The 25,144-nt window shown below is 62.5% G+C and carries 28 protein-coding genes and 1 tRNA gene; 10 read left to right on the forward strand and 19 right to left on the reverse strand.

All coding sequences use genetic code 11. From position 1 onward, the window contains the following. Positions 1-58 precede the first annotated feature (58 nt). From gcvPB to G9C82_RS17565, 5 genes are all read right to left on the reverse strand, one after another. Positions 59-1,480 carry an aminomethyl-transferring glycine dehydrogenase subunit GcvPB gene (gene gcvPB / locus G9C82_RS17545; RefSeq protein ID WP_127014820.1) on the reverse strand — a complete coding sequence of 474 codons (1,422 nt, stop codon included), beginning with the start codon at positions 1,478-1,480 and terminating at the stop codon, positions 59-61. 82 nt (positions 1,481-1,562) lie between these two features. After that, entirely contained in the window at positions 1,563-2,906 is a 1,344-nt protein-coding gene (gcvPA, locus tag G9C82_RS17550; RefSeq protein WP_127014821.1) for an aminomethyl-transferring glycine dehydrogenase subunit GcvPA, read from the reverse strand. A gap of 107 nt (positions 2,907-3,013) precedes the next feature. Continuing rightward, complete coding sequence (gene gcvH, locus G9C82_RS17555) at positions 3,014-3,397, reverse strand: glycine cleavage system protein GcvH (RefSeq protein ID WP_127014822.1); 384 nt, start codon at positions 3,395-3,397, stop codon at positions 3,014-3,016. Further along, positions 3,394-4,485 (reverse strand): glycine cleavage system aminomethyltransferase GcvT, encoded by a 1,092-nt coding sequence (gene gcvT / locus G9C82_RS17560; RefSeq protein ID WP_127014823.1) that lies wholly within the window; start codon positions 4,483-4,485, stop codon positions 3,394-3,396. Before gcvT ends, gcvH begins: the two co-directional genes overlap by 4 nt. Before the next feature lie 146 nt (positions 4,486-4,631). Further along, on the reverse strand, positions 4,632-6,428 hold the full coding sequence (locus tag G9C82_RS17565) for a PAS domain-containing sensor histidine kinase (protein WP_127014824.1): 1,797 nt from the start codon (positions 6,426-6,428) through the stop codon (positions 4,632-4,634). 165 nt (positions 6,429-6,593) lie between these two features. On the opposite strand from G9C82_RS17565, the gene G9C82_RS17570 reads away from it, so the two are divergent. Together G9C82_RS17570 and G9C82_RS17575 are read left to right on the forward strand one after the other, a co-directional pair. Next, positions 6,594-7,040: an NYN domain-containing protein gene (locus tag G9C82_RS17570; protein WP_127014825.1), complete on the forward strand. Its 447-nt coding sequence runs from the start codon at positions 6,594-6,596 to the stop codon at positions 7,038-7,040. Between the two features lie 53 nt (positions 7,041-7,093). Then, positions 7,094-7,939 carry a TatD family hydrolase gene (locus G9C82_RS17575; RefSeq protein ID WP_127014826.1) on the forward strand — a complete coding sequence of 282 codons (846 nt, stop codon included), beginning with the start codon at positions 7,094-7,096 and terminating at the stop codon, positions 7,937-7,939. A 30-nt stretch (positions 7,940-7,969) separates the two neighbouring features. Here G9C82_RS17575 and pstB read toward each other — a convergent pair whose 3' ends face one another. The 4 genes from pstB to G9C82_RS17595 are packed head-to-tail and all read right to left on the reverse strand — an operon-like array spanning position 7,970 to position 12,587. Continuing rightward, on the reverse strand, positions 7,970-8,869 hold the full coding sequence (pstB, locus tag G9C82_RS17580) for a phosphate ABC transporter ATP-binding protein PstB (RefSeq protein ID WP_127014827.1): 900 nt from the start codon (positions 8,867-8,869) through the stop codon (positions 7,970-7,972). Positions 8,870-8,872: 3 nt separating this feature from the next. Then, positions 8,873-10,573, reverse strand: a complete 1,701-nt coding sequence (pstA, locus tag G9C82_RS17585; RefSeq protein WP_127014828.1) for a phosphate ABC transporter permease PstA — start codon at positions 10,571-10,573, stop codon at positions 8,873-8,875. Between the two features lie 19 nt (positions 10,574-10,592). Then, entirely contained in the window at positions 10,593-11,525 is a 933-nt protein-coding gene (gene pstC / locus G9C82_RS17590; protein ID WP_004957192.1) for a phosphate ABC transporter permease subunit PstC, read from the reverse strand. 51 nt (positions 11,526-11,576) lie between these two features. Further along, positions 11,577-12,587: a PstS family phosphate ABC transporter substrate-binding protein gene (locus tag G9C82_RS17595; protein ID WP_127014829.1), complete on the reverse strand. Its 1,011-nt coding sequence runs from the start codon at positions 12,585-12,587 to the stop codon at positions 11,577-11,579. Positions 12,588-12,897: 310 nt separating this feature from the next. Between G9C82_RS17595 and G9C82_RS17600 the strand changes: the two genes are divergently transcribed. Further along, positions 12,898-13,896, forward strand: a complete 999-nt coding sequence (locus tag G9C82_RS17600) for a phosphate uptake regulator PhoU (protein WP_004957198.1) — start codon at positions 12,898-12,900, stop codon at positions 13,894-13,896. Between the two features lie 55 nt (positions 13,897-13,951). Here the strand turns inward: G9C82_RS17600 and G9C82_RS17605 are convergent, their stop codons facing one another. Next, positions 13,952-14,323 (reverse strand): 30S ribosomal protein S8e, encoded by a 372-nt coding sequence (locus tag G9C82_RS17605; protein WP_004957203.1) that lies wholly within the window; start codon positions 14,321-14,323, stop codon positions 13,952-13,954. 90 nt (positions 14,324-14,413) lie between these two features. Between G9C82_RS17605 and G9C82_RS17610 the strand changes: the two genes are divergently transcribed. Together G9C82_RS17610 and G9C82_RS17615 are read left to right on the forward strand one after the other, a co-directional pair. Continuing rightward, entirely contained in the window at positions 14,414-14,854 is a 441-nt protein-coding gene (locus tag G9C82_RS17610) for a DUF2240 family protein (protein ID WP_049919051.1), read from the forward strand. Then, the gene (locus G9C82_RS17615) at positions 14,854-15,198 is read left to right on the forward strand and encodes a hypothetical protein (RefSeq protein ID WP_004957209.1); all 345 of its coding nucleotides are present in this window, start codon (positions 14,854-14,856) and stop codon (positions 15,196-15,198) included. The genes G9C82_RS17610 and G9C82_RS17615 overlap by 1 nt, the downstream gene beginning before the upstream one ends. Before the next feature lie 54 nt (positions 15,199-15,252). Here the strand turns inward: G9C82_RS17615 and G9C82_RS17620 are convergent, their stop codons facing one another. After that, complete coding sequence (locus G9C82_RS17620; protein ID WP_004957211.1) at positions 15,253-15,735, reverse strand: hypothetical protein; 483 nt, start codon at positions 15,733-15,735, stop codon at positions 15,253-15,255. A gap of 122 nt (positions 15,736-15,857) precedes the next feature. Here G9C82_RS17620 and pyrF point away from each other — a divergent pair, with 122 nt between their 5' ends. After that, complete coding sequence (gene pyrF, locus G9C82_RS17625; protein ID WP_004957213.1) at positions 15,858-16,691, forward strand: orotidine-5'-phosphate decarboxylase; 834 nt, start codon at positions 15,858-15,860, stop codon at positions 16,689-16,691. 1 nt (position 16,692) lies between these two features. On the opposite strand, the gene G9C82_RS17630 is transcribed toward pyrF, so the two are convergent. After that, positions 16,693-16,893 carry a hypothetical protein gene (locus tag G9C82_RS17630; protein ID WP_004957217.1) on the reverse strand — a complete coding sequence of 67 codons (201 nt, stop codon included), beginning with the start codon at positions 16,891-16,893 and terminating at the stop codon, positions 16,693-16,695. Between the two features lie 130 nt (positions 16,894-17,023). On the opposite strand from G9C82_RS17630, the gene G9C82_RS17635 reads away from it, so the two are divergent. Then, positions 17,024-17,212 (forward strand): hypothetical protein, encoded by a 189-nt coding sequence (locus G9C82_RS17635; protein WP_049938885.1) that lies wholly within the window; start codon positions 17,024-17,026, stop codon positions 17,210-17,212. On the opposite strand, the gene trpG is transcribed toward G9C82_RS17635, so the two are convergent. Genes trpG through trpD form a run of 4 tightly spaced genes read right to left on the reverse strand, consistent with a single transcriptional unit; the run spans position 17,209 to position 21,072 of the window. Then, positions 17,209-17,832: an anthranilate synthase component II gene (gene trpG / locus G9C82_RS17640; protein WP_011223671.1), complete on the reverse strand. Its 624-nt coding sequence runs from the start codon at positions 17,830-17,832 to the stop codon at positions 17,209-17,211. The two genes, G9C82_RS17635 and trpG, sit on opposite strands and share 4 nt — an antisense overlap. Further along, positions 17,829-19,439: an anthranilate synthase component I gene (gene trpE, locus G9C82_RS17645; RefSeq protein WP_127014830.1), complete on the reverse strand. Its 1,611-nt coding sequence runs from the start codon at positions 19,437-19,439 to the stop codon at positions 17,829-17,831. The genes trpG and trpE overlap by 4 nt, the downstream gene beginning before the upstream one ends. Then, entirely contained in the window at positions 19,436-20,080 is a 645-nt protein-coding gene (locus tag G9C82_RS17650) for a phosphoribosylanthranilate isomerase (RefSeq protein WP_007190764.1), read from the reverse strand. The genes trpE and G9C82_RS17650 overlap by 4 nt, the downstream gene beginning before the upstream one ends. Next, entirely contained in the window at positions 20,077-21,072 is a 996-nt protein-coding gene (trpD, locus tag G9C82_RS17655) for an anthranilate phosphoribosyltransferase (protein WP_004957230.1), read from the reverse strand. Before trpD ends, G9C82_RS17650 begins: the two co-directional genes overlap by 4 nt. A 178-nt stretch (positions 21,073-21,250) precedes the next feature. Here trpD and G9C82_RS17660 point away from each other — a divergent pair. Together G9C82_RS17660 and G9C82_RS17665 are read left to right on the forward strand one after the other, a co-directional pair. Beyond that, positions 21,251-21,325 (forward strand) — tRNA-Val (locus tag G9C82_RS17660). A gap of 142 nt (positions 21,326-21,467) precedes the next feature. Beyond that, the gene (locus G9C82_RS17665; protein WP_007190763.1) at positions 21,468-21,821 is read left to right on the forward strand and encodes a hypothetical protein; all 354 of its coding nucleotides are present in this window, start codon (positions 21,468-21,470) and stop codon (positions 21,819-21,821) included. Between the two features lie 13 nt (positions 21,822-21,834). Here the strand turns inward: G9C82_RS17665 and G9C82_RS17670 are convergent, their stop codons facing one another. Both G9C82_RS17670 and G9C82_RS17675 read right to left on the reverse strand, forming a co-directional pair. Next, complete coding sequence (locus G9C82_RS17670; RefSeq protein WP_127014831.1) at positions 21,835-22,326, reverse strand: HTH domain-containing protein; 492 nt, start codon at positions 22,324-22,326, stop codon at positions 21,835-21,837. A 181-nt stretch (positions 22,327-22,507) separates the two neighbouring features. Continuing rightward, positions 22,508-22,828 (reverse strand): lycopene cyclase domain-containing protein, encoded by a 321-nt coding sequence (locus G9C82_RS17675; RefSeq protein WP_004957242.1) that lies wholly within the window; start codon positions 22,826-22,828, stop codon positions 22,508-22,510. Positions 22,829-22,936: 108 nt separating this feature from the next. On the opposite strand from G9C82_RS17675, the gene G9C82_RS17680 reads away from it, so the two are divergent. After that, positions 22,937-24,079 carry a CBS domain-containing protein gene (locus G9C82_RS17680; RefSeq protein ID WP_011223676.1) on the forward strand — a complete coding sequence of 381 codons (1,143 nt, stop codon included), beginning with the start codon at positions 22,937-22,939 and terminating at the stop codon, positions 24,077-24,079. Between the two features lie 18 nt (positions 24,080-24,097). Here the strand turns inward: G9C82_RS17680 and G9C82_RS17685 are convergent, their stop codons facing one another. Continuing rightward, complete coding sequence (locus G9C82_RS17685; protein ID WP_127014832.1) at positions 24,098-25,111, reverse strand: NADP-dependent oxidoreductase; 1,014 nt, start codon at positions 25,109-25,111, stop codon at positions 24,098-24,100. Positions 25,112-25,144: the final 33 nt, after the last annotated feature.

Consider the following 25,144-nt stretch of genomic DNA (forward strand, 5'->3'; position numbering starts at 1 on the left):
CTATACGACGGGGTGGCATATACGCTCTGGCGAGAGTATCAAATGTCGAAACGAGCGGCTACGTGTCGTCAAGCGCCTGCCAGGAGAGCTGTGGGTTCCGGGCCGCGGTCACCTGATCGATGCGTTTCGCCGCCGGACGCGACGGCGCATCGGCCAGTTCGGCGTCCGAATCACCAGCCACGGCGTTGAACGCGGCCGCGAGCTGGTCCAGCGAGCGCTTGGTTTCTCCTTCCGTGGGCTCGGTCATCAGCGCCTCGTCGACGATTTCGGGCCACTTCGTCGTCGGCGGATGGACGCCGTAATCGAGCATCCGCTTGGCCGCGTCAGCAGCGTCCTGCTCGCCCGCGCTGGCGACGAACTCGTGATGGAACGGGCCAAATGGCACCTCGTACTCTATCTGCTCAGCGAGGTAGTTCGCGTTCAGCACGGCCTTCGCGCTGGCGTCTCGGAGGCCTTCGTCGCCCAATCTGGCGATGTACGCAAAGGTCTTGAGCAATACCGGCCAGTTGCCGTAGAAGCCATGCACCTTCCCGATCGAGTTCGCCGGCTCGTAGTGTTCGTAGTTGCCACCACGTTCCCTGACGTGTGGGTTCGGGAGGAACTGGGCCAGTCCCTCGCGGACGCCGACCGGGCCGGCACCGGGGCCACCGCCGCCGTGGGGTGTCGCGAACGTCTTGTGGACGTTGTAGTGCATCACGTCGAAGCCCATGTCGCCGGGGCGAGCGCGCCCAAGCAAGGCGTTGAGGTTCGCGCCGTCGTAGTACAGCAGGCCGCCGGCGTCGTGGACGATGTCGGCGACGTGCTCGATATCGCGCTCGAACAGCCCAAGCGTGTTGGGGTTCGTGAGCATCAGCGCGGCGGTGTCGTCGCCGACAGCCGCCTCCAGCGCTTCGATGTCGACGCGGCCGTCGTCGCCGCTCGGGAGCTCAACGACCTCGTAGCCAGCCATCGCCGCCGTCGCGAAGTTCGTGCCGTGCGCCGAGTCCGGGATGACGACCTCCGAGCGCTCGTCGTCGTTGTGTTCGTGGTAGGCCTTCGCGATCTGGATGCCGGTGAACTCACCGGCCGCGCCGGCCGGTGGCTGCAGCGTTACGGCGTCCATGCCGCCGATGCGGCCCAGATAGTCCTGGAGCCGGTGACACAGCGCCAGCGTCCCCTGTACCGTCGAATCGGGTCGGCCAGGGTGGATGGCGGCGTCCGCCCGTGCAGCCACGTCCTCGGTGAAGGAGGGGTTGTACTTCATCGTACACGAGCCGAGCGGGAACGGCCCGCTCTCGACGCCGTAGTTCATCTGCGAGAGGCGCGTATAGTGCCGGGCCAGTTCAGGCTCGGCCGGGTCCGGTAGTGAGAGGCTGTCCCGCGTCAGATCATCTGGCAGCGGCGAATCCTCGATGTCGACTGTCTTGCTCGTCTTCTCCGAGAGCAGCGGCTCGTACAGGTCGTCGCTGTCGTCGGTCCAGCGCGCTTGATCGTATTTCACGCGAGACACCCCCGTGTCGAGCGTGAAGCTCGTGGGACGTGGTTTGTCCCACGGTGTTTCGCCGAGTAGCGCGAGGCGAGTGTCATTTCGCCACCTCCCGGAACGCCGCCACGAACTCGTCTGTGGCATCAGTAGTGGTCTCGGTCACACACACCTGCACCAGGTGGTCGTCGACCGCGTGGACCGCGAAGCCATCGGCTGCGAGGTCGGCAACGATGGCGCTTGCGGGCTGGTCCGTGTGTGCGAGGAACTCCCGGAAGTGGTGGCGGCCGTGAATCGGGGCCGTCACCCCGACAATATCGTCGAGGCGGTCGGCCAAGTCACGAGCGCGGGTGACGCAGTCTTCAGCAAGATCGACCAGCCCGTCCGGACCGAGCCACGCGGCGTGCATCGCGGTTCGGAGCGCAACCCACGCCTGATTCGTACAGATGTTCGAAGTGGCCCGTTCCTTGCGGATGTGCTGCTCCCGCGTCTGGAGTGTCAGCGTGTACGCGCGACGGTCGGCTGCGTCTTCGCTGGCCCCGACCAGCCGACCGGGGACCTGCCGCAGATACTCCTCGCGGGTGACGAACATCCCCAGCCCGAAGCCGTAGGCGGTGCCAGTCCCCAGCGACGCGGCGTCGCCGACGACCACGTCGGCTCCGACATCGGCTGGGCGCTCCAGCAGGGACAGCGCGATCGGATCCGAGCCGAGACAGAACAGCGCGTCATGGTCGTGGGCAAGGTCACCGATTGCGCCGAGCCGTTCTTCGATAACGCCACGGACTGTCGGCGACTCGGCGTACACCATCGCGGTGTCGTCGCCGATCTCGTCGGCCAGCGCCGGCACGTCGGCGACGCCGTCGGTCATCGGGTAGGACTCGACCGTGAGGTCTGGTCCCTCGGCATAGTTCGACAGGACGGCGCGTTTGCCCTCCCGGAGGTGTTCAGGAACCAGAATCCGGTCGCCGGACACCGAGCGGACGCGCTGGGAGAGCGTCGCCGCCTCGCCCAGCGCCGTCGCGTCGTCGTACATCGAGCAGTTGGCGACGTCCAGTCCCGTGAGTTCGACCAGCATCGACTGGAACTCGAAGAGGGCCTGGAGAAAGCCCTGTGCGACCTCGGGCTGGTACTGCGTATAGGAGGTCAGGAACTCCGAGCGGCCGGCGAGGTCGTCGACCACGCTCGGGACGTAGTGGTCGTAGTGGCCGCGGCCGAGGAACTCCGTGAGGTCGGCGTTGCGGCCCAGGAGACCGGCGACTTCCCGGCGCGTCGCCCGCTCGCTCCGGGCGTCGATGCCGAACTCGCCGTCGAAGGCCACGGACTCGGGAACGTCGAACAGCGACTCGAGGTCGTCGGCTCCGACGACATCGAGCATCGCCGCGGTTTCTGCGGCCGTCTGCGGTGCGTACGGACTGCCTGTCGCATGTGAGTTACTGTTACTCATTTGAGAACCACCCAGTAGCGCCGGGGTGACATGATATCGACAGCTAGCGACCGTGTCCACATTAGGTTACTCCTTTCACCCCCTGCAAGGGACCGCTGCTACCGGGGTTACTCGATCTGATCGCGGTACGCGTCGGGTGAAAGCAGGTCGTCGGTTTCGCTCTTGTCGTCAACCTCGACAGTGAGCATCCAGCCGTCGCCGAACGGGTCCTCGTTCAGCAGTTCCGGCTCGTCGCGGAGTCGGTCGTTGACTGCTGTGACGGTGCCGGAGACGGGGGCGTACACGTCGGACACAGCCTTGATAGACTCCACCACGCCGAAGTCCTCGCCCGCAGTCAGGTCCGTGCCTTCATCGGGCAGTTCGACGAACACCACGTCGCCGAGTTCGTCCTGTGCGAACGCCGTGATGCCGACCTCGGCAGTGTCACCGGCGACGCGTACCCATTCGTGTGACTCCAGATATCGCAGGTCGTCGGGAACGTCGAAGCTCATCTATCGAGGAATGGCGTGCTCCTGGTACGTGCTTTCTTCGGTTCACCGCGGACGACGACGCGGACGGAGTTGTCCGGTTCAGCGTACGCCGACGGGACGTAGGCGAGGGCAATCGGTGCTCCCAGTGTCGGACTCATCGTTCCGCTGGTGATGTGGCCGACCGGCTCCCCGTCCGGCGTTGTCACGTCGTACCCGTGGCGCGGGACGCCGCGGTCGACAAGCTCGATGCCGATGAGCTTCTCTTCGGGACCATCCGCGGCGACGCCTTCCAGTGCGTCCCGACCGACGAACTCCGTATCGAGCTTAACTGTCCAGCCGATACCGGCCTCGTAGGGCGTTCTGGGCTCGTCAACCGGATGGAACTCCTGGCCGGAGAGCAGGAAGCCCATTTCCAAACGGAGGGTGTCGCGCGCGCCGAGCCCACAGGGTTGACACTCCAGTGCGTCCCAGACCACCTCGGTGTCGTCGGGCGGACAGAGGATTTCAAAGCCCGGTTCGCCAGTGTAGCCCGTCCGGGCGATTAGCGAGTCTACGCTGGCGACAGCCCCGGCAGCCACCTCGAACCGAGACAGGGCAGTGAGCGAGACATCTGTCTCGGCCGACAGCAGGTCCGGCGCGTCAGGCCCTTGGACGGCAATCATCGCGTACTCCTCTGTCCGGTTCGTCACCGTCGCGTCAAGCCCACGCTCATCTCGCTCAGAGAGCCACCGCTCGGTCATCTCTCCGTCGTGCCCGGCGTTCGGGATAAACAGGAACTCATCGGCCGCGCCTTCCGGCAGTCGGTAGACAACGGTGTCGTCCAGCATAATCCCGTCCTCATCTGTGATGGCCCCGTACTGGGCCTCGCCCGGGTCCAGCACGGTCACGTCGTTGGTGGTCAGCCGCTGTGTCAGCGTCGCCGCGTCCGGCCCGGCCACGGTTATCTGTCCCATGTGCGAAACGTCGAACTTCCCGGCTTCGCTCCGAACTGCCTCGTGTTCTATGCGGATCGACTCGAACTCGACCGGCATCTCCCACCCGCCGAAATCGGTGAACGAAGCGTCTGCTCGCTCGTGAATCGCAGAGAGCGGTGGTGCCCGCAGTGTCATACGCGGACCTCTCGTCCCCCGTGGTCTTACCGTTTGGCCCTCCACCGCTTGCTGGCGTCTCATAAATCATATACGACGATATCAAATCGCTTACTGCGGTAGATGGGGCAACAAGACTGGGACCGAAAATACGCCGTCGGCCTTCGTTACTCGCTTTGCGCCAGCGGGAACACGAGCTCGACCCGTGTTTCGCCGTCGTGGTCTTCGTCGATCGTTACAGACCCGCCAAGGCGTCGGACAAGCCACGTAACCGCCCACAATCCGAGCCCACGGCTGTGTGCCACTGGCCCCTCCGTCTCCGAATCCAAGACGTTGCGTTCCATATCGGGGATAGCGGACCCATCGGTATCGACGCTGACTGTCACCTGACCCATCGGCGTCTCTTCGGCCGTAAGCTTGACTGTCGGGGCGGGCAGATCACTGTATTCCAGCGCGTTCTCGACAAGAATCTCCAGTATCAGGTCAATAGCCATCCTGTCACCCGAGACCTCCACGTCGGTCGGCGCGACCTCAATGGTTGCCTCAGAATGTTGTGCTGTGAGGTCGTCTCGGATATCAGTGAGCGCCTGCTCGAGGTGGAGTGTCCCACTCCGGAGGTCGCGCTCGATGGCCCGGTCGAACGTCCGTGCTCGCTCGGCCAGCGAATCAAGTTCTTTCGAGGCGTTTTCGATTCTGTCGATGTGTCCGCTAGCGGCGTCAACAGAGAAATCGGACGAGCCGAGTTCTTCTTTGAGGAGTCTTGAATTACCCCGTATCACGGTCAGCTTGTTTCGGATGTTATGCCGGAGAATCCGACTCATGACCATGAGCCGCTGCTCTCGCTCCTTGTCCTGCGTGATGTCGCGAACGATGCCTCGCAGTTTCGGCGTCCCGTCGCGAACCGTTTTTTCGGCCCGGAGTCGGAACCAGCGCTCGGTTTCGTCAGCGGTCTGACGGCGCGCCTCTAGTTCCATCGGTTCGCCGGTTTCACGACAGGTCTCGATAGCGTCGCGAACGGCCGCTCTATCGTTGGGATGGTACTGTTTGATAGCCTCTTCAAGCGTCGGATTGTACTCTGGCGTTCCATAGAGGCGCTTCATGCCGGCAGTTCCCTCTATCAGACCCGTCTCCAGATCGAGCTCCCACCCGCCAACGTCGGCCAGGGTTTCGGTCCCGACGAGCCACTCCAGTTGTTCCTCCCGCTGTTTCAATCTCGTTGCGTCGTCCAGCCCAACGACGACGCGTTCGACAGTCCCATCGTCGCCCAGTATCGGCGCGGCATTGCTTGAAAGCCACCGCTCGCTCCCATCCTCGAGTTCTATCCAGTGCTCGAACCCAAACACCGGTTCACCCGATTCAAGCACCTGCGTAACCGGGTGCTCCGAATCGGGGATTTCCGTCCCGTCTTTGTAGTATATGTTCCACTCCGGCTGGTCGTATCGTCTTCGAGTGATTTTCTCGCGTTCAAGACCGAGTAGCTCCTCGGCACGATCGTTAGCCAGCGAAATTCTTCCAGATCGTTCTACGACGACGATGCCGACCGGACTGACCTCGAAGACCCGCTCAATGAGGGCCTGCTTTTCTCGCCGCCGCTTGCGCTGTGTGATATCCTCCGCCAGCCATAGCACGCGCCCTACGTTGTCACTGCCGACCGGCGTGACGCGAGCCTCAAAGTGTCGATCCCCATGATCAAGCGATAGCTGGTACTCGAAGTGCTGCTGTTCACCTGTTTCCAGAACATCCTCGATAATCGCGTAGAACTGGTCAGCCTGTGCTGTAGAGAAAATATCCCAGAGATCTGTTCCCAGCAGTGTTTCCGGATCTTTGAAAAATAATGCCCCGTTGTGGGCGTTGTGGATAACATCGACAAAGACGCCGTCGGCGTCTAGGACGATAGCCGGGTCTGAAATTATCTCACAAAGCCCGTTTAGCACGTCTTGATCGTGAAGAGATTCTTTACTCATGTGTCACTTTATACACACTTATTGCTGGCCGACTCCGCATGCAAATGTGTCCGTAGTGTGTGGGAGGAATCATCCTAAGTTTTGTGCCGTGTCATTCTATATAGCGGGAGGCGGTTTACGGATCGAAGCGGCACGCATAAGCGGGCCGGGCGGGGAAAGAGGCGCATGAAGCTGCTCCGTCAGATATTCGAGGACAAAGACTCGCCCCAGCGCGTCGGACTGTTCGTCGATGGCCCAAATGTGCTCAGGTCTGAATTCGATGTCGATTTAGACGAGATCCGAGATATCGCAGCTGAGTACGGTCCGCTGGCAGTCACCCGTCTCTACGTCGACCAGAACGCCTCGCCCGGACTCATTCAGGCCGCTGAAGCCCGCGGGTTCGAGGTTCGAACAACCAGCGGTGACGTTGATGTCCGACTCGCTGTTGACGCGACAGACGCCGCCGTTGCTGGACAGATAGACGTGCTGGCAGTCGCCTCGCGGGATACGGATTTCAAGCCGGCGCTGGAAGTGGCCGCACGGGAAGGGGTCAAGACGGTCGCCATCGCGCCGGGGGAGTACGGCCGCTCCGATGCGTTACGCAACGCGGCTGAAGACGCAGTGACGCTCTAATCTCCGACGCCCAGGACGCCAACTGTTTTTTCGGCCAGTGCCATTGAGCACGTATGGACATCGACGACACGCCGGTACTGGACAACCACCTCCATCTCGACCCGGTCAACGGCCGGAACGTCGCGGCAGCCGAGGAGTTCGCGTCCCAGGGCGGAACACACCTGCTGGTGCTCAACAAGCCGTCCTGGCATCTTGTTGAGAAGGCCACTGACGAGGCGATCTTCCGGGAAGTGTTCGACCTGACTGTCGAGGCCGCCGCCACAGCAACCGAGGTGCTGGACGGGCGCGCCTGGCCCGTCCTCGGCGTCCACCCGGCACTAATTTCGAAGCTCGTCGACGACGGCTACACGCCGCCGGAAGCGCGAGATATCATGCAGACCGGCCTCGACGTGGCGGCGGAGTACGTCGATAACGGCGATACGCTCGCGATGAAGTCCGGCCGCCCGCACTACGACGTGGACGACGCCGTCTGGGAGGCTTCGAACGAAGTGATGTGCCACGGGTTCGAACGCGCCGCCGACGTGGGCTGTGCGATACAGCTCCACACCGAGGGCGGCGAAGACTTCGAAGCAGTCGCTCGCTGGGCCGAAGACCGTGGCCTTGACCGCACGCAGGTCGTCAAACACTACTCCGGGGGCCGACTCCGCGGCCCGGTCAAATCGGTACTTGCAGATAAGGACGAACTGGAAATCGCGGTCGAGACCGACGACCCGTTCCTGATGGAGACCGATTACATCGACGACCCGGACCGCCCCGGCGCAGTACTTGGCCCGAAGACCGTGCCGCGGCGCGTCCGCTGGCTCCTCGAACACGGGGACGAAGACGCGGTCAGAACAGCACACGTCGAGACACCGAAGGCGGTGTACGGCATTGACACCGAAGCGACGCTGGAGCGGTGAGTGGCGACAGCGAAGGGCGAGTGGTGGCGGTTATCCGAACTTGCCGGTGATGTAGTCCTCGACGCGCTGGCTCTCGGGGTTCTCGAAAATCTTGTCAGTATCGTCGAACTCGACGAGCTCGCCGCCAGTGAGGAAGACAGCCGTCTTGTCGGAGATGCGAGCCGCCTGCTGCATATTGTGGGTGACGATGACGACCGTGAACTCCTCTGCCAACTCCTCGATGAGGTCCTCGATCTTCGAGGTGGCGATCGGGTCAAGCGCCGACGCCGGCTCGTCCATCAGAATCACGTCTGGGTCGACGGCAATAGCGCGGGCGATGCAGAGCCGCTGTTGCTGACCACCTGAGAGGTCGAGTGCGCTCTTGTCCAGTTGGTCTTTGACTTCGTCCCACAGTGCGGCGCGCTTGAGTGCCGTCTCGACTTTCTCGTCGATGTTCTCCGTCTGGTCCTGAATCCGGAGGCCGTAGGCGACGTTGTCGTAGATACTCTTGGGGAAGGGGTTCGGGTGCTGGAACACCATTCCAATGCGTCGCCGCAGCGCCACCGGGTCCACGTCAGCGTCGTAGACGTTTTTCCCCTCGAAATAGAGGTCTCCCTCGACCTGCGCCGCGTCGATGAGGTCGTTCATGCGGTTGATACACCGCAGGAACGTGGACTTGCCACAGCCGGAGGGGCCGATCATGGCGGTCACCTGTTTTTCAGGGATGGCCAGATCGATGCTCTGGAGCGCTTGCGTCTCGCCGTAGAACACGTTCAGGTCACTGGATTCGATGACTGGTTTCCCCGTCTCGGCCGCGGTCGAGTCGGTTCCCTCCACGTCGATCGACTGTTCGATGAGAGGGTCGCCGGACGGGTCGGGTGACGACGCGGCCGTTTCAGTGGTCGGTGTGGGCTCGGTACTGTCGTTGCTCGTCATCTCGTTCTCTGTCATGAATTATCCTGTTCGCTGATACCGGTTCCGGATGACAATCGCTGTCGCGTTCATCACCAGCAACACTGCAAGCAGTGTAATCACGCCGGCCGCCAGCACGCCGTGGCGGAACGCCGGGTCCAGTTCCGACGACCACGAGAAGATCTGGCGGGGCATCATACTCGCCACATCGAAGAAGCTGTTCGGCGCGAGCCGGACCGACGCCGCCGCCCCAATCATCAGCAGTGGGGCCGTCTCGCCGATAGCCCGACCCAGCGCCAGTATCGTTCCGGTCAGAATGCCCGGCAGGGCTTCGGGAAGGACGACCTGTCGGATCGTCTGCCAGCGGGTGGCACCCATTCCATAGGACGCCTGCCGGAACGAGTCGGGGACAGACCGGATCGCCTCCTGCGCGGAGATGATCACGATAGGGAGTATCAACAGGCCGACGGCGAGGCCGGCGACGATGACGGACCCCTGGGGCCACTGGAGAACCCGGATGAAAAGCGCCAGTCCGAGCAGGCCGTATACGACCGACGGGACGCCGGCGAGATTCCCGATGTTGATCTCGATGAGCGTGACGAACTTCCCCATCAGTCCCTGCGAGGGGGCGTACTCCTCAAGATAGATCGCCGCCCCGACGCCGACCGGGAAGGTAGTGAGCACAATCACGATAATCATCATCACTGAGCCGACCATCGAAGGGTAGATACCGGCATCAGCAGCGGTCCGTGAGGTCGCGCTCGTCAGGAAGCCCCAGTCGAGCCATGGGTTCGGTCCGGCAAACCCGAGTGCACTGGTGGCGACGGCCCCAGCGGCCACACCCAGCACGGCGACGACCGGGAAGGCGAGTCCGCGGACGCCCTCGCCACGGCGAATCACGCCTTCGACGTAGACCCCAAGCGGGAGCGCGGCGAAGGTGACCAGAAGTAGCCACACCTCAGTCCCGATCCCGAGTAGCGGCCCAGCGACGAGGCCCAACACCGCAACCGCCGTCGTCATCCCGACGACGGCCAGACCGTCACGCCGCGACTCGCGTCGCTGTTCGACGAACCAGCCTGCGGCACCAGCGATTGGAAGCACGAGCGTCAGGAGCAACATGACCCAGTCTGTGGGCACGAACGGGAGCATCATGATCGCCTCCCGGAGGCTGATCACGCGGTAGTACAGCCCGAAATCGAGACCGAGCGCCGCGGCGGCGTCGGTAACGAACGAATTGAACCAGATAGGTGGCAGACCGAACACGGTGATGACCGGAGCGAGGAACACGACACCAAGCCGTTCGAGCGCCGCCTTCGGTCGCAGTCGGCCGTGGGCGACAATCAGACCGGCGGCCACGGCCAGCGAAATGAGAAGGGCGAACCACCCAAGCACGGAGATAAGTTCGATGAACAGCACCGCAAATCCGCCGGTAAGCAGGAGTCCAACGACCGGGAGTCCGCTGGTGACATAGGCAACCTCGCCGGCCGGTTCGTCGAGTCGATAGTAGTAGACAGCCAGTGCGGCCAGCGGCACCACCACGGTGGCGGCGTAGGTCGCCAGCCAGCCCGCGTCGGCGGAAAAGGGCCGGAACGCGTCGTTGGCGACGAACAGCAGGAGAATCAGGACAGAGACGAGTCCGAACGCGGTCGCCGCGAGACAGGTCGCCTCGAAGGCACGCCCACGCAGATGGTTGACATCGCTGTTCTCCCCGTGCCAGCCTGTTTCAGGTTTTCGTGTTGCCATCAGTTCAGTCCCCCAGTGTTCATTCGTACTCCTCCCGGTAGCGCGCCGCGATTCGGTTGCTCAACAGGTTCAACAGGAACGTGATGACGAACAGCGTCAGGCCGATAGCGAAGAGACTGGTAAAGCCCAGTTGACTGACGCTGTCGGCGCTGTTGATCTGGACCATCGCTGCCGTCATCGGCTGGTACCCCTGAAAGAGGTTTGCCAGTGGGTCCGAGAGGTTCAGCATCCGTGGCCGACTGCCGGCCGCGACAACGACGATCATCGTCTCGCCGATAGCCCGCGACAGAGCGAGAATGAACGAGGAGAAGATGCCCGAGGCCGCCGCGGGGACGACGACGCCGGTGGTCACCTCGAATTTCGTCGCGCCCATCCCGTAGCCGGCCTGTCGTAGTGAGTCCGGGACGGCGCTCATCGCGTCCTCGCTCAGACTGGAGACCATCGGGATAATCATGATGCCGACCATGATGGAGGCGCTGAGGATATTGAACGTGTTGACCGGGAGCCCGATGGTCTGGAGGAACGGCGTCACGTATACGAGCGCAAAGATACCGTAGACGACCGTCGGGATACCAGCCAAGATTTCCAGCCCCGGCTTCAGAACCGAGCGCATCTGGTCGCTGGCGTACTCGCTGAGGTAGATCGCGGCCGCGACGCCCGTCGGGAGCGCGATGACGGCAGAGATTACCGTCACCAGCAGTGTGCCGCTCAACAGCGGGAGCAACCCATAGACGTTCCGACTGATGAGAAACTCCGTTCCGGTGAAGAAGTCGACCGGGTTCACCAGCGTAAAGAACGTGACCGCGTCGCGTGCGAGCAACACGACGATGCTGACGGTGACGAGAATCGACGCGGCAGCACACAGGAGCAGGACATATCGATACATCCGCTCGCGTGCTGCGCGTCCGCTCGGTCTGGACGTAATATCCGGCCCGGGCGTCTCGGTGCTCATTGTGTTGTCTCCAATAATGTGCTCATGTGAGTAAGCCGACTCTATACTGTGTTAGCCAGCAACCTCGTCCAGCTTTTCGAGGTTTTCATCGCGCTGCTCGGCGCTCGAAGGCACGTACCCGATCTCCTGAACGATATCGGTTTCAGCCTGTTCGAGGTAGAACCGAATGAACTCGTAGACCGCCTCGTTCTGCAGGGATGACTCGGACGCATAGATGAACAGCGGCCGGGCCAGCGGGTACGAGCCGTCCTTGGCGTTTGCCAGGCTCGGGGCGGTGCATTCGCCGTCCTCCTCGGCCTTGACTTCGACGGCTTTCACCGCTTCGGAGTTTGAGTTGTAGTACGCGAACCCGAAGTATCCGATGCCGCCCTCGTTGTCACGAATTCCCTGAACAATAGTCTCGTCCTCTTCGGTCGGCTGGTACTCGGTCGTGTGTTTGGTGTCCTCACCGACGACGTTCTCGTTGAAGTAGTCAAACGTCCCAGAGGTCGACGCCGGACCGTAGCGTTCGATCTCCATGTCGGGCCACTCGTCACGCACGTCTGACCAGTTCGTGACATCCGATTCATCGCTCCATATCTGGCGCAGTTCGTCGAAGGTCAGGCAGTCGACCCAGTCGGCATCGTTGTTGACCGCGACAGTCAGAGCGTCGCCCGCGATCTCGAACTCAACTGGCTCGACATTGTTGCCAGAACACTGCTCTATCTCGGCGTCCGTGATAGGACGGGAGGCCCCGTTAATATCGGAGTCCCCGGGACAGAACCAGTTCTCGAAACCGCCGCCGCTCCCCGTGGAGTCGACGGTGACGTTGACGTTTCCATGCTCCGCCATGAACTCCTCGGCCATCGCGTCGGAGATGGGGAACACGGTACTGCTGCCCTTGATAATGACCTGCCCCGAGAGCCCGTCGGAATCGCTACTGTCAGACCCACTGCCATCGGAGCCACTGCCGTCGCCACTGTTCGTATTCTGGACACAGCCAGCCAGCGCCAGTGTCCCGATTGCACCAGAACTTGTTAAAAAACGACGGCGAGAGATACCACCGCTCGGTGAATCTGTCATCATCAGATTGGAGATGAAGAGCGGATAAGTACCCTACTATTAGCCCTATATCCAGGTATAAACACTATATATTACTATATACTATTATGTGGCGCTACCGTCTTACACCGCAAAAACGACGTAAAAGCTGTCTAAAGCCGATTGAGCCCCGATCAAGGCAACAATTCATCGGGATGATGTTGTTAGCAGACCACTTGGCTTAGCGCCCGCATCACGTGTCGTGATTCCATGACAGCGCAAGTCAGAGTTTTGACCGTTTATATATAGTTTCAGTATATTTTATAAATCTGCAGCGCGTATTCAAAGTACTATGGAGACGCGCAAAGTACAGCTGACGGGCGGGTCCACGTATACTGTCTCGTTACCGAAGGAGTGGGCAACAGAGAACGGCGTCGAAAGCGGCAGTGTCGTCGAGTTTTATGCCGAAGACGACCTGCTACTGGTCTCACCACAGCACGGCGACGACCACGTCGAGGGAACGCTGGACGTGACTGGCCTCGAAAACAGGCACGAACTCACGCGGGCGGTGATGACGATGTACGTTAGCGGCTTCGATATCATCCGACTGGAAGCCGCCCGGATAACAGCCGAACAGCGGCGTATCATCCGCGATGCGACACAGGGACTGGTCGGTCTAGAGATGATCGAGGAGACGGCCGACCGGGTCGTCCTGCAGGACCTGCTCGATTCGTCGGAACTGTCCGTGCTTAATGCTATTACACGTATGCGGCTGGTCTCGTTGACGATGCTCTCAGACGCCGTCGAGGCGCTCATCGAGGATGACAATGACCTTGCGGCGGACGTGATACAGCGCGACGACGACGTGGACCGCCTCTGGTACATGGTCTCCCGAGTGTTCCGAACCGTCCTTCGCAATCCGACGGCTGCCAACGAGATCGGCTTCCCACGTGAGACAGTGTTCGATTACCAGTCCAGCGCCCGTCAGCTGGAGCGTATCGCTGACCACGCGACCAAGATTGCCAGCCTCTCTCAGGAGATCGGTGAAATCACCGGCGAGACTGCTGACCTTCTCGATCAACTGGAGACTGAGGCCATTGCTGTCCCCGAAACCGCGATGGATGCGCTGTTAGCTGACGACAACGACGAGGCCGTCGAACTGGCAAACGAGGCTCGCTCTCGTATTCCCGAAGTCGACGAAACCGCCCGGGAGGTCGATGGAAAGGTCAGAGAGCTAGACCCACAGAGCGCACAGTTGCTTGGCCGCGTGGTCGACTCGCTGTCCCGGACCGCCGACTACGGCGGCAATATCGCCGAAAGCGCCCTCCAGAAGGCCGCCCCACGGCCATAGCCGACGCTGTCGCTCCGAATTCGCGAACAGCTGAAAAAGCTGATTGCGTGCCGGATTACTCGACCAGCACGGCGTTGACCTGACCGTGCTGTCCGGGGCGGGAGGTCACGCGGGCCTGTCCCTCGGAGGTCTCGAGGATTGCGCCTTTGGTGATGATGTTTCGCCGAGCGTAGTTCGGGTTCGACGGGTTCTCGACGACGTTTTCGATGGTCGCTTCGATGGTCTCCGCACCGTCGGCGATGCTCGCAACGTCGGTCTTGACCGCACGGACCTTCTGCGTGTTGCCGCGAGAGTCGACGGTCTTCAGTCGCTGCTCGCCGACCTGCGTCTCGACGGTGTCCTTACCGAGCTCGTGTTTCTTCTTCTTGTGGTTCGGTCGTCGTCGGCCGCCTGTCCGCTTGCGAGGGGAGCGTCCCTGGTCTTTCATACGGGAAGGAAGACCCAGCGGCTACTTGAACCGTTCGATGCCGACGCGCCATCGTAATCGTTACCCCCACGCCGGCAGGTTACTCTGATGATGAGTCTGAAGACGGCCGTCGCCGCGCCGTTCCGCCAGCGTGGAACCGACCGGATGGCGGAAAGTGAGTTCGTCGTTGCACTCTCGCTAGACCGGAACTGGTTCTCGCCCGACCAGGCCAAGACACTGGTCGACGTGGCCGCGAGCGAGGGCTTAGTCGAGCGGGACGACGACGACCTCGTTGTCGCCTTCGACGCGACACACACCGCGATTCCGGACGGGTTTACACCGGGCGAGGAAATCCTGCAGTCACGGTCGACGTTCGAGCGGGTACTCGACGCTGTTATCGAGGCTGGCATCGAGAAACAGACCGCCGTCGCCGGCATCAACGCGCTTCAGTCTGATATCGGTGTGACACTGGAGGCCGCAGCCGTGGTGTATGCGCGCAGTGAGGGCGTCGATGTCGGAGCCATCGCCGCGGATGTCCGGGAGGAGCTCTAATGGTCAAAGACAGCATTTCTGACGGTCGACGGATCGGGCAGTTACTTGCCTCGGAACTGACCGGCCTCCAGCGCGGGCCGCTCTCAGGTGTTTCTGTCGTCGATGCCGACAGGGACGTGGAACCGACACCGGCGGGTGCCTTTGCCTACCGCGTGACAGCCGACGGCACCGAGGTTGCGGTCGTCGAGGTAACGCCGGAGACGGCCCGACTGGTCCTAGAGCAGGCACCCGTGACTGCGCCAGAGCGTGATGATATCACTGTCGACGGGACAACCGTTGTTGTTCACAGCGGCGCGGCGGTAAAAACTGCAGTCGACATGCTGGAGCGGTCTCTCTCGGGGTAGCACGGCTTTTTTTGATGTGAGGACACGACTGCACTCCAGCTGAACTACCTAGAATCAGTGACGGCTCGGCTCAGCAATAGCCGCGGACGTCCACGCCACGAAGCCGGTGAGGACGAGCACGGAACCGAGTATGGCCGTCGCGGCAGCGATAGCAAGCACAAGTGACGGGAGACCGAGCGGCGTTCCGACAGCGAGGACAATCGGGGTCACGGTGATACAGAGCGAGCCAAGTGCGACGGCCCGGCGCTGTGTCGTCGTCAGTTCGATACCGAGGTGGAACAGCGACCCGGGCTCCGGGTCGGGAGCAGCGAGGCCAAGACACAGCAGCGGGACACCGAGAAACACCAGCGTCGCGGCGACGGCATACGACCAGAACAGCCACTGCCCGGACGCTGGCGCAAGCGACAGAAACGCGCCAACGGCTACGAGCACGACACCACCAACGAGCCCGAACTGCCGTAGCCGTGGGTCGTTCAGGGCTTCGCTCAGGTCTGGGAGGGTCTCGGCCACGTGGCCGACATCCATGAAGCGATCCATACGCGGGCTTTTGCCTACGGTGTAAAATAGACAGGGGGAGAAAATATCAAATCTGATTCCACCAAAGCAGGCCACGATACGAGAAGGAAACGCTTGTATCGCTGCCAGCCGCTGCGGTATCTATGCACTTCTTCGACCGTCTCGCGGACCGCATCGCGACCGCCGACAGCGTGGTGTCGGTCGGCCTCGACCCGGACCCTGCCCGCCTGCCCGACAGCGTGCTGGACGCCGACCTCCCGCGCTGGCAGTTCAACCGTCGGATTATCGACGCAACCCACGAACACGCCGCGTGCTACAAGCCAAACGCCGCCTTCTACGAGGACCCCGACGGCTGGCGCGCCCTCGAAGAAACAATCGCCTACGCACACGGGAAGAACGTGCCCGTCCTGCTGGACGCCAAGCGGGGTGACATCGGCAACACCGCACGGCAGTACGCCCAGATTCTCGACGAGGATGAAGGGCCTGCCGCCGACGCCATCACGGTCAACCCCTTTCTCGGCCGCGACTCATTGGAGCCGTTCCTCCAGCGCGCGGACAGGGGTGTGTTCGTCCTCGGGCGCACGTCGAACCCCGGCGGCGAGGACCTCCAGGACCTCGAACTGGCCTCCGGTGAGAAACTGTACGAGCGCGTGGTCCACCTCGCGGACCTCTGGAACGGCAACGGGAACGTCGGCCTTGTCGTCGGCGCGACCAACCCCGATGAACTCGAAGAGATCCGCGAACTGGTCCCGGACATCCCGTTTCTCGTTCCTGGCGTCGGCGCGCAGGGCGGCGACGCCGAGGCCGCTGTCGAGCACGGCCTCGCCGATGGCGTCGGTCTGGTCAACTCCTCGCGCGGTATCATCTTCGCCGGCGAGGACGCCGCCACGCGGCGCGACGATTCTGGCGACGCGTTCTTCAAAGCTGCCGGACAGTCGGCAAAACAGCTCAAACAGCGACTGAACCAGTTCCGATAGCTTAGAACCGGTACGTGTCCACGCCGTCGGGCATGTTCTCCGGCGACTTCTGGTCGCCCGGCTGGCCGACCTCCCCACCGCACTCGACGCACATCCCGATGTCCTTGTCCCAGTGGCGGTCACAGACGAGTCGCCCGCACCTGTCGCAGGTGTGGTCCACGTCGGGGCGCTCACAGATTTCACACAGTCCGGCTACGCTCATGGTAGTTGGTAGCATAGCTGACCGTTTGAATCTTTGGCGATGTGACCCGGAGCGGGTCGCCAACCCCACGCCGGGACAGTCTCTCTTGCTGGCCACGAAGTATTTCCCCGTGGCCATTCCTCTCTATAGTATGTTGCCACTCCTCCAGCTCGGATCGCTTCCGTCACTGCCAGCGTTACTCGTCGGCTTGCTGGCTATCGCCGTGGTCCTGCTGGTCGGTCGGCTCGTGATGAAGGTGGCGTGGCGACTCGTCATCATCGCTATCATCGCCGTCGCCGTCCTCTGGATACTCGGAATACTGGGCTTTCAAGTCATCTAGAGCCCGGCGAGGAAGTTCCGGATCACGTCGTGACCGACTGCGGTCAGGACCGACTCCGGATGGAACTGAACGGCTTCGATGGGGTGCTCACGATGGCGGACGCCCATCACCAGTTCCGTGCCGTCTTCGGTCTCTGTTGTCGCGCTGACGACGAACTCCTCAGGAACGTCGTCGGCGATAAGTGAGTGATAGCGTCCGCCCTGGAACCCCTGTTCCAGCCCTGCAAAAACGCCCTTTCCGTCGTGGTCGATGGGGAACGCCTTGCCGTGAATCGGCTCCGGCGCGCGACCGATGGTGCCGCCGTAGGCGTACACCGCCGATTCGAGGCCGAGACAGACACCGAGTGTCGGCACGTCAGGACTGACCTCACGGAGGACATCCAGCGTGACCCCGACATCGCGTTCGTTCTTCGGATGGCCCGGGCCCGGCGAAAGGATAATCGCGTCGGGGTCGAACGCCTCGACATCGTCGAGCGATGCCGTGTTCCGGACGACTTCAGTCTCGGCGTGCTCGGAGACGTACTCGACGAGGTTGTACGTGAACGAGTCGAAGTTGTCGACGAATAGCACCCGGAGGTCGTCCCTGACGGCGTCCGCACCAGCGGGCTGTGCTGTGCTCATCGGGTCACCTCCTCGTGGCCTGCAGCGCGCTCTGCCACGTCGACCGGTTCCCCTTCGATTTCCTCAAGCGCAGTCAACACGCCGTCCATCTTCTGCTCAGTCTCGACGTACTCACTTTCCGGGTCCGAGTCCGCGACGATGCCGGCCCCGGCCTGCACGGTGATGCGGTCCCGGTCGCCCTCGTCCTCGACCGTCGCCGAGCGGATGACGATAGCGAAGTCGGTGTCGCCGTCCCAGTCGAAGTAACCGACGCCGCCGCCGTAGGGGCCACGCGGCGAGCGTTCGAGTTCGTCGATAATCTCCATGGCGCGGATCTTCGGTGCACCGGAGAGGGTCCCCGCCGGGAACGTCGCGCGGGCGGCGTCGAAGGCGTCTTTGTCTTCGGCGAGTCGGCCCGTCACCGTGGACTCGATATGCTGGACGTGGCTGTACTTGAGGACGTTCATGAACTCGGGGACTCGGACGCTGCCGGCCTCGGCGACGCGCCGGACATCGTTTCGTGCCAGATCGACCAGCATCGTGTGTTCGGCCCGCTCCTTCCCGTCGGCGAGCATCTCACCGGCGAGGCGGCGGTCCTCAACTGGAGAGTTCCCGCGCGGGCACGTCCCCGCGATAGGATTCGAGACGACGTGGTCGCCGGCGACGGAGACGAGCGTCTCCGGACTCGCGCCGACGATGGTCAGGTCATCGTAGCCCAGCAGGTACATATACGGCGAGGGGTTCACCGCCCGGAGGGCCTCGTAGAAGCCCAGCGGGTCGACGTCGCCGTACAGCTCTCGGGTTCGGGAGATAACGCCCTGATAGATGTCGCCCGAGAGGACGTACTCCTTTGCGCGTTCGACGGCGTCCTCGTACTCGTCTCTGGGGCCGGCGACTTCGTCCTCACGCCGGAAGCCACCGGTCTCAAGCGGTGACAGGTCCGAGAGCACGGCCTCGACCCGTTCAGCTTCGGCGACCAGTTCGTCGTAGCGCTCGCCGGCGTCCTCGCCTTGCCTGACAACAGGCGTGAACACGAGCGAAACAGTGTCCTCGACGTGGTCGAACCGGACCGTCGACGTGGTGAGGACGAACTGCGCGTCCGGGAACCGCGAGTCCGGGCGGTCGAGGCCCACTTCGTCGAGCCAGAGGTCGTAGACGGCGTCGTACGAGAGAAAGCCCACGAGGCCGCCTTCGAGGTGCTGGCGGTCCATCGCCGGGAAGTTCCGCAGTGCCACATCGGGCATCGCCGCCCGGAGGTCGTCAACCACGTCGCCACCGTCAGTCGTTACGAGGTCGGCGTAGCGGTCATCGAACGCCTCAACCTCGCTCTCGTCACCGGTCACGGTGACGACGGCGCGCGGGTCGTAGCCGACGAAGGAAAAGCGGGCGTGGCGGTCGTCCGTCTCCGGCGCGAACGCGCCGTCGGGGTCGCTGGAGGCGACCTTTTCGGCACTTTCGAGCAGGAACGTGTAGTCGTTGGCGGCCACGTCGCTCGTGCGACCAGTCAGGGCCGCGTACGCGGTCAGGGGCTCCACGTCTACGTCAAGTTCCGCGGCGGTGCGGACGACGACCGGACGGTCGGCCTTGGCGTGTTCGACGAACTCCTCGCGGGAGATATCGAGAGTCATACTGCGCCCTCCGACGCTTGCTTTGCGTTCCGCACGAACCGTCCAACTGCGTCGTGGTCTTTCGTGCCGCCAGCGGACTCCACGCCGCTCGCCACGTCGACGGCAAACGGCTCGACTGTCTCGACGGCCTCAGTCACGTTCTCGGGGGTCAGCCCGCCGGCCAGCACGATAGGCACGTCAAGCGAGTCAACGAGATCGCGCGTGCGCTCCCAGTCGTGTGTCTCGCCCGTGCCGCCACCGCCGTCGGCGTCGACCGAATCGACGAGCAGGGCGTCGGCATGGGTGGCGTAGTCCTCGATGGCCGGCGCGTCTGCCTCGACCACGGCGACAATGTCCTGAGTGATTCGGTTGTTGAGGGCCCCGAGTTCCGCCGGCGAGAGGCCGTCGTGGACCTGCACCGCGTCGGGCTCGATCCTGTCGATACGTCTGACGGCCTCTTGCACCGTCGTCGGCATCATCACCAGCACGCTCGTCACGAACGGCGGGACGCCATCAGCGATCGTTTCAGCCGTTCCCTCGTCGACCTCCCGCGGCGTATCGACCGGGACACCGTGGATGATACCGACCGCGTCAGCACCAGCTGTAACGACAGCATCGCGGTCCTCGGTGTCCGTCACGCCGCAGATCTTCACGCGCGTCATGCCCCGATCAGGTCGTCGAGTTTGTCGGCTGCCGCGCCCGACTCGATGGCCTGTCGGGCCTGTTCGACCCCCGCTTCGTGCGTGTCGGCGACGCCGGCGACGTAGATGGCTGCGCCGGCGTTGGCGAGGATGATGTCCCGCTTCGCGCCGGTGACGTCACCGGTGACGATGCCGCGAAGGTCGGCCGCGTTCTCTTCCGGCGATCCTCCGGAGATAGCCTCGATGTCGCGGGTTTCCAGACCCATGTCCTCTGGGGTGATGGTGTACTCCGCGATCCGGTCGTCGGTGACCTCTGCGACAACCGTCTCGCCGTGGATGGCGATCTCGTCGAGGCCGTCACCGTGGACGACCAGCGCCCGCTCAACGTCCAGTCGGGCCAGTGCCTCAGCCATCACGGGCACGAGGTCCGGATCGTAGACGCCCAGCACCTGTGCATCCGCGTCGGCAGGGTTCGTCAGCGGGCCGAGAATATTGAACACAGTCCGCATTCCGAGTTCCTGTCGCGGGCCGATGACGGCCTTCATCGCCGGATGGAATACGGGCGCGAGCATGAAGCCGATGCCGTCTCGTTCGATCGTCTCCTCAACGTCCGGCGGTTCGGCCTCGATGTCGACGCCGACCTCTTCGAGCACGTCGGCGCTCCCCGAAGATGAAGAGACAGAGTAGTTGCCGTGTTTGGCGATGGGGACGCCAGCCCCGGCGGCGACAATGGCACTCGTTGTCGAGACGTTGATTGTGTTGTAGTCGTCGCCACCGGTTCCACAGGTGTCGACAAGCCCCTCGCGGTCGGGCCGGATGGTCCGTGCGGCGTCGCGCATCCCCTCGGCAAAGCCGGCGATCTCAGCCTCCGTCTCCCCCTTTGCCCGCAGTGCCGTCAGGAGCGCACCGATTTGTGCCTCAGTTGCATCCTCGAAAACAGTCGTCGCAACAGCTCGAGCTTCCGCCTGTGTCAGGTCGTCACCGTCAGTGACGCGCTCAATATACTCTTTCATTGTATTCACCAATGGACTTTTTCGTGTTGTGATGTACAAATCCGTACATTGACTTAAGCCTATCGGGACCCCTGCTCGCCGACGAGTATGTGTGGGCAATCAACAGACAACGTGGTGATACGGAATTCGAAACCTTCAATTATACCCACCGGAAACAATGTGGTGTACCTCGCAGTGAGGGTTCGTGGTCTAGGTCGGTTATGACACCTCCTTGACATGGAGGAGGCCGGCGGTTCAAATCCGCCCGAACCCATTTCTACTGTCGCTACCTCCCGAGCGGAGCGAGTCGGCAGCGACCTGTGGAGTAAGCAGAGTCGTGTGCAAGGGCGCATATCTCGACGCTCCGACAGGGGCATCCCATAGTTTCTTGCCCCAACCGCGTTAGAGTCATCTATATGAGAGATCAGGTCGAGTCGGCGGACGCGTTCGAACAGTTCGTGCTCCTTGCGGTTGCAGAACTCGAAACGGCCGGTGAAACGCCAGTCCACTCCTATCATGTGACCCAGACGGCGAAAGCACATCTCGCGGATGTCGACCGACAGCCGTTCGGCGGCGTCGAGCGCCAGAAGGTCATCTCGGCGCTGGGCCAACTCGCCGACAAGGGGCTGTTGCGCACCGAACAGACGCAGTCACCGACGGGGAAAGGACGGCCGGGGTACGAACTGGCCGGAGATCCAGAAGAAGTGCTCGAAGTGCTGTCAGCGACAGACGAGTTTGAACCGTACGTCGACGCGGTCTGGTCCTCATAGCGGGCCCCACTCGTTAGACGACGCTCACGCCGCCGCGCTCCTGATCGAGGGCGGGTGGCTGGCCCGCTTCGAGACGTTCGAGACGGTCCATGATCGTATGGACGACGTCGTCTTTCGTACACGGTGCGACATGGACGAGTTCGCTGCCGTCGTACTCAGCCAGCCCCATGACGGGCAGCGCCATGGCGTCGTACGCCGACTCCGCCACTTCTGAATCAACGGTCGTGTCCTGATAGAACGATTCGAGCGAGACGTTGTTGCTCAGTGCCCACTGCTTGAACTCGGCGACACGGTTCAGAATGTACTTGCCTTCTTCCGTCCGTGCGGCGGCCGACTGCGGCGCGATCTGTTTGCCCCAGACGATGACGTTGAACCCGTCGATGAGGTCGTTCTCGTCGAGTGTCTGGAGATGGTCGATGACAGCTTCCTGCCGTTCGTGTGCGCCGTCGGGCAGCATCGACCGGACATACAGCTCGATGTGAGGTGTCGGCGTAGTATCACTCATAGCTATCGGACGACACTCCCGGCTGACACATATAGATACTGTGAGAGATGCCTGCATAGTGCAGATAGTGTCATCAGGGCCTGAAGAGTGTGAAATCAGCCGCTCCAGTGCATACCTCTCCTTCCAGTCGTAACGCTGGCTCGGGAGCGGTTAACAGCTGAAACCAATATCTGATTTCTAACTATTCGCTGTTCGACCCAGACGAAAGACCGTGGAGGTTCTCGTGGATGCCGAGGATGAGCGCGGGAACGACAATCATGAAGATATGCTCCTCAATGGGAATCCCGAGGAGGTCGACACCGGTTCGGAGTTTGATCGCGAAGACACCGACGGTCAGTGTGTACCAGTCCCAGACGTACGCGATTGGATAAAGCACGACGATGGTCTTGGCCGCCATCCGGAGGGCGTTGGCACGCCAGAGCAACGCGAGCGCAACAGTCCCCCAGACTACCTCTGTGACCAGATACGTGTAGGGGCCGAAGACACCGATGTCAGGTAGCATACAGCCACCTTAGATCCAACGGCCTAAAGCTTAGTTCGTCTCTCGATTTCCGGGGACTAAACCAACCTTGATAACCCCACACGTCGAATCTACGAATTGTGAAGAACTATGGATATTGCTGATATCGCCACCAGAGAATTTGTCGAGGTTGACGCCAACAAGCGCTTGGGGAAAGTCCGGTCTATCTTCGAACGCGAGAATCCCAAGGGTATCATCGTCACGGAAGACGATGACTACACTGGCGTGATCACGCAGAAACAGCTGGTCCAGTCCCATGTCGAGGACAACGCGAAAGCGGGGGCGATGACGCGCTCGGCACCGAAGGTCGAGCGCACCGACGACGTGCGCGAAGTCGCGCGCGTCCTCGTCGAGGGTGGTGTCAAGCTCGCGCCGGTGTTCGAGGCGGGCGAGCTCTGGGGTATCGTCACCGAGGACGATATCCTCGATGCGGTTCTCGACAACCTTGACGCGCTGAGCGTCGAGGACATCTACACGCGGGATGTCATCACGGTGTCCGAAGACACCAACGTCGGGCAAGTCGTCAATCTCCTCCGGAAACACGGCATCTCCCGGCTTCCGGTGCTCGGTGACGACGATGGCCTGACCGGGATGGTCACGCGCCACGACATCGTCGACGTCGTCGTCCGTGACATGAACAAGACGACGCGGGGCGACCGCTCCGGCGAGATCGAGCGCGTGCTTGACATGCCCGTCTACGACGTGATGAGCAGCCCCGTAGAGACGGCGAAGCTCGGCGACTCCGTCGAGGATGCCGTCGCGCGGATGCTCGAAAACGACTTTGCCGGGCTCGTCGTCACGCCGGAAGACGACGACACTCACGTCGCCGGCATCCTCACGAAGACCGACGTGCTCCGCGCACTGACCTACACCGAGGAGGAACACATGGACGTTCAGATCACGAACATCAAACTGCTGGACACCATCTCCCGTGCGGACATCCGATCCGACATCGAGACGGTCGCCGACAAGTACGGGGCGATGCAGGTCCAGCACGCCCACGTCCGGTTCCACGAGCACAAGGAGAAGCTCCGTGGCACGCCGCTCATCCAGTGCCAGATCCGCCTGCGGACCAACAAGGGTCAGGCGGCCGGCTCCGGTGAAGGCTACGGCGCTGAAACCGCATTCAACGTCGCGCTCGACAAGCTAGAGCGCAACGTGCTCGAACTGAAAGGCGTCCAGGCCGACGAGGAGTACCGCGGCCAGCTCCTCCGCAAACTCGGCGAACTGTAACCGAGGAATCGCTCTTTTCTACCGTTCGGCGACCTGCACGAGCTGCTTGCCGATGTTCTCACCCTCGAACAGCCCGAGGAACGCGTCGGGCGCGTTCTCGATGCCTTCGGTGACGGTCTCTCGATAGGAGATGTCGCCCGAGGCGACCCACTGACCGAGCTGCTTCGTCGCTTCCTCGAACCGCGGCTCGAAGTCGGAGACGAGGAGACCTTCGACGGTCGCACGGGACTGGATGACCTGTGTCAGCTTGCGCGGCCCCATCGGTATCTCCTCGCTGTTGTACAGCGAGATCTGTCCGCAGACGGCGACGCGCGCGTCGGTGTTGAGCCGCGTGAACACCGCGTCGGTAATCGGTCCGCCGACGTTGTCGAAGTAGGCGTCGACGCCGTCCGGTGCGGCCTCGTCCAGTGCGGCCCGGTAGTCGTCGGTCGTCTTGTAGTTGATGCCCACGTCGAAGCCCAGATCGTCTTCGAGGAACGAGACTTTCTCGTCGGAGCCGGCGAAGCCAACGACGCGTGCGCCCTGTAGCTTGGCGAGCTGGCCCGCAACGGAGCCGACGGCCCCGGCGGCCCCGGTGACGACGAACGTGTCGCCGGCCGCAGGCTGTGCGACTTCCCGGGTACCGAAGTACGCTGTCAGGCCCGGCATCCCCAGAACGCCGAGTGCCGTCGAAATCGGTGCGAGTTTGGGGTTGACCTCTGTGAGTACCGGTCCGGGTGCTGTGGCGTACTCCGCCCACTCTAGCTCACCAGTGACGACATCGCCTTCGTCGAAGCGTGCGCCGTTGGATTCGACGACCTCACCGACAACGGCACCCTTGAGCGCGTCGCCCACGTCCCACGGGTCCGCATACGATTCGCTGTCACGCATTCGGTCGCGCATATACGGGTCGACAGAGAGGTACAGCGTCTTGATGAGCACCTCGCCGGGCCCCGGTTCAGGGATTTCTTCCTCGGAAAGCTCGAACGTATCGTGGTCGGGGGTCCCTTCGGGGCGCTTCGCTAGCCTGTAAACGCGGTTAGTGTTCGACATCACCCCCTATACACTTGGGACCCGAAAGGGGGC

This window comes from Haloarcula sp. R1-2 (assembly GCF_011627385.1).
Classification (GTDB): domain Archaea; phylum Halobacteriota; class Halobacteria; order Halobacteriales; family Haloarculaceae; genus Haloarcula; species Haloarcula marismortui.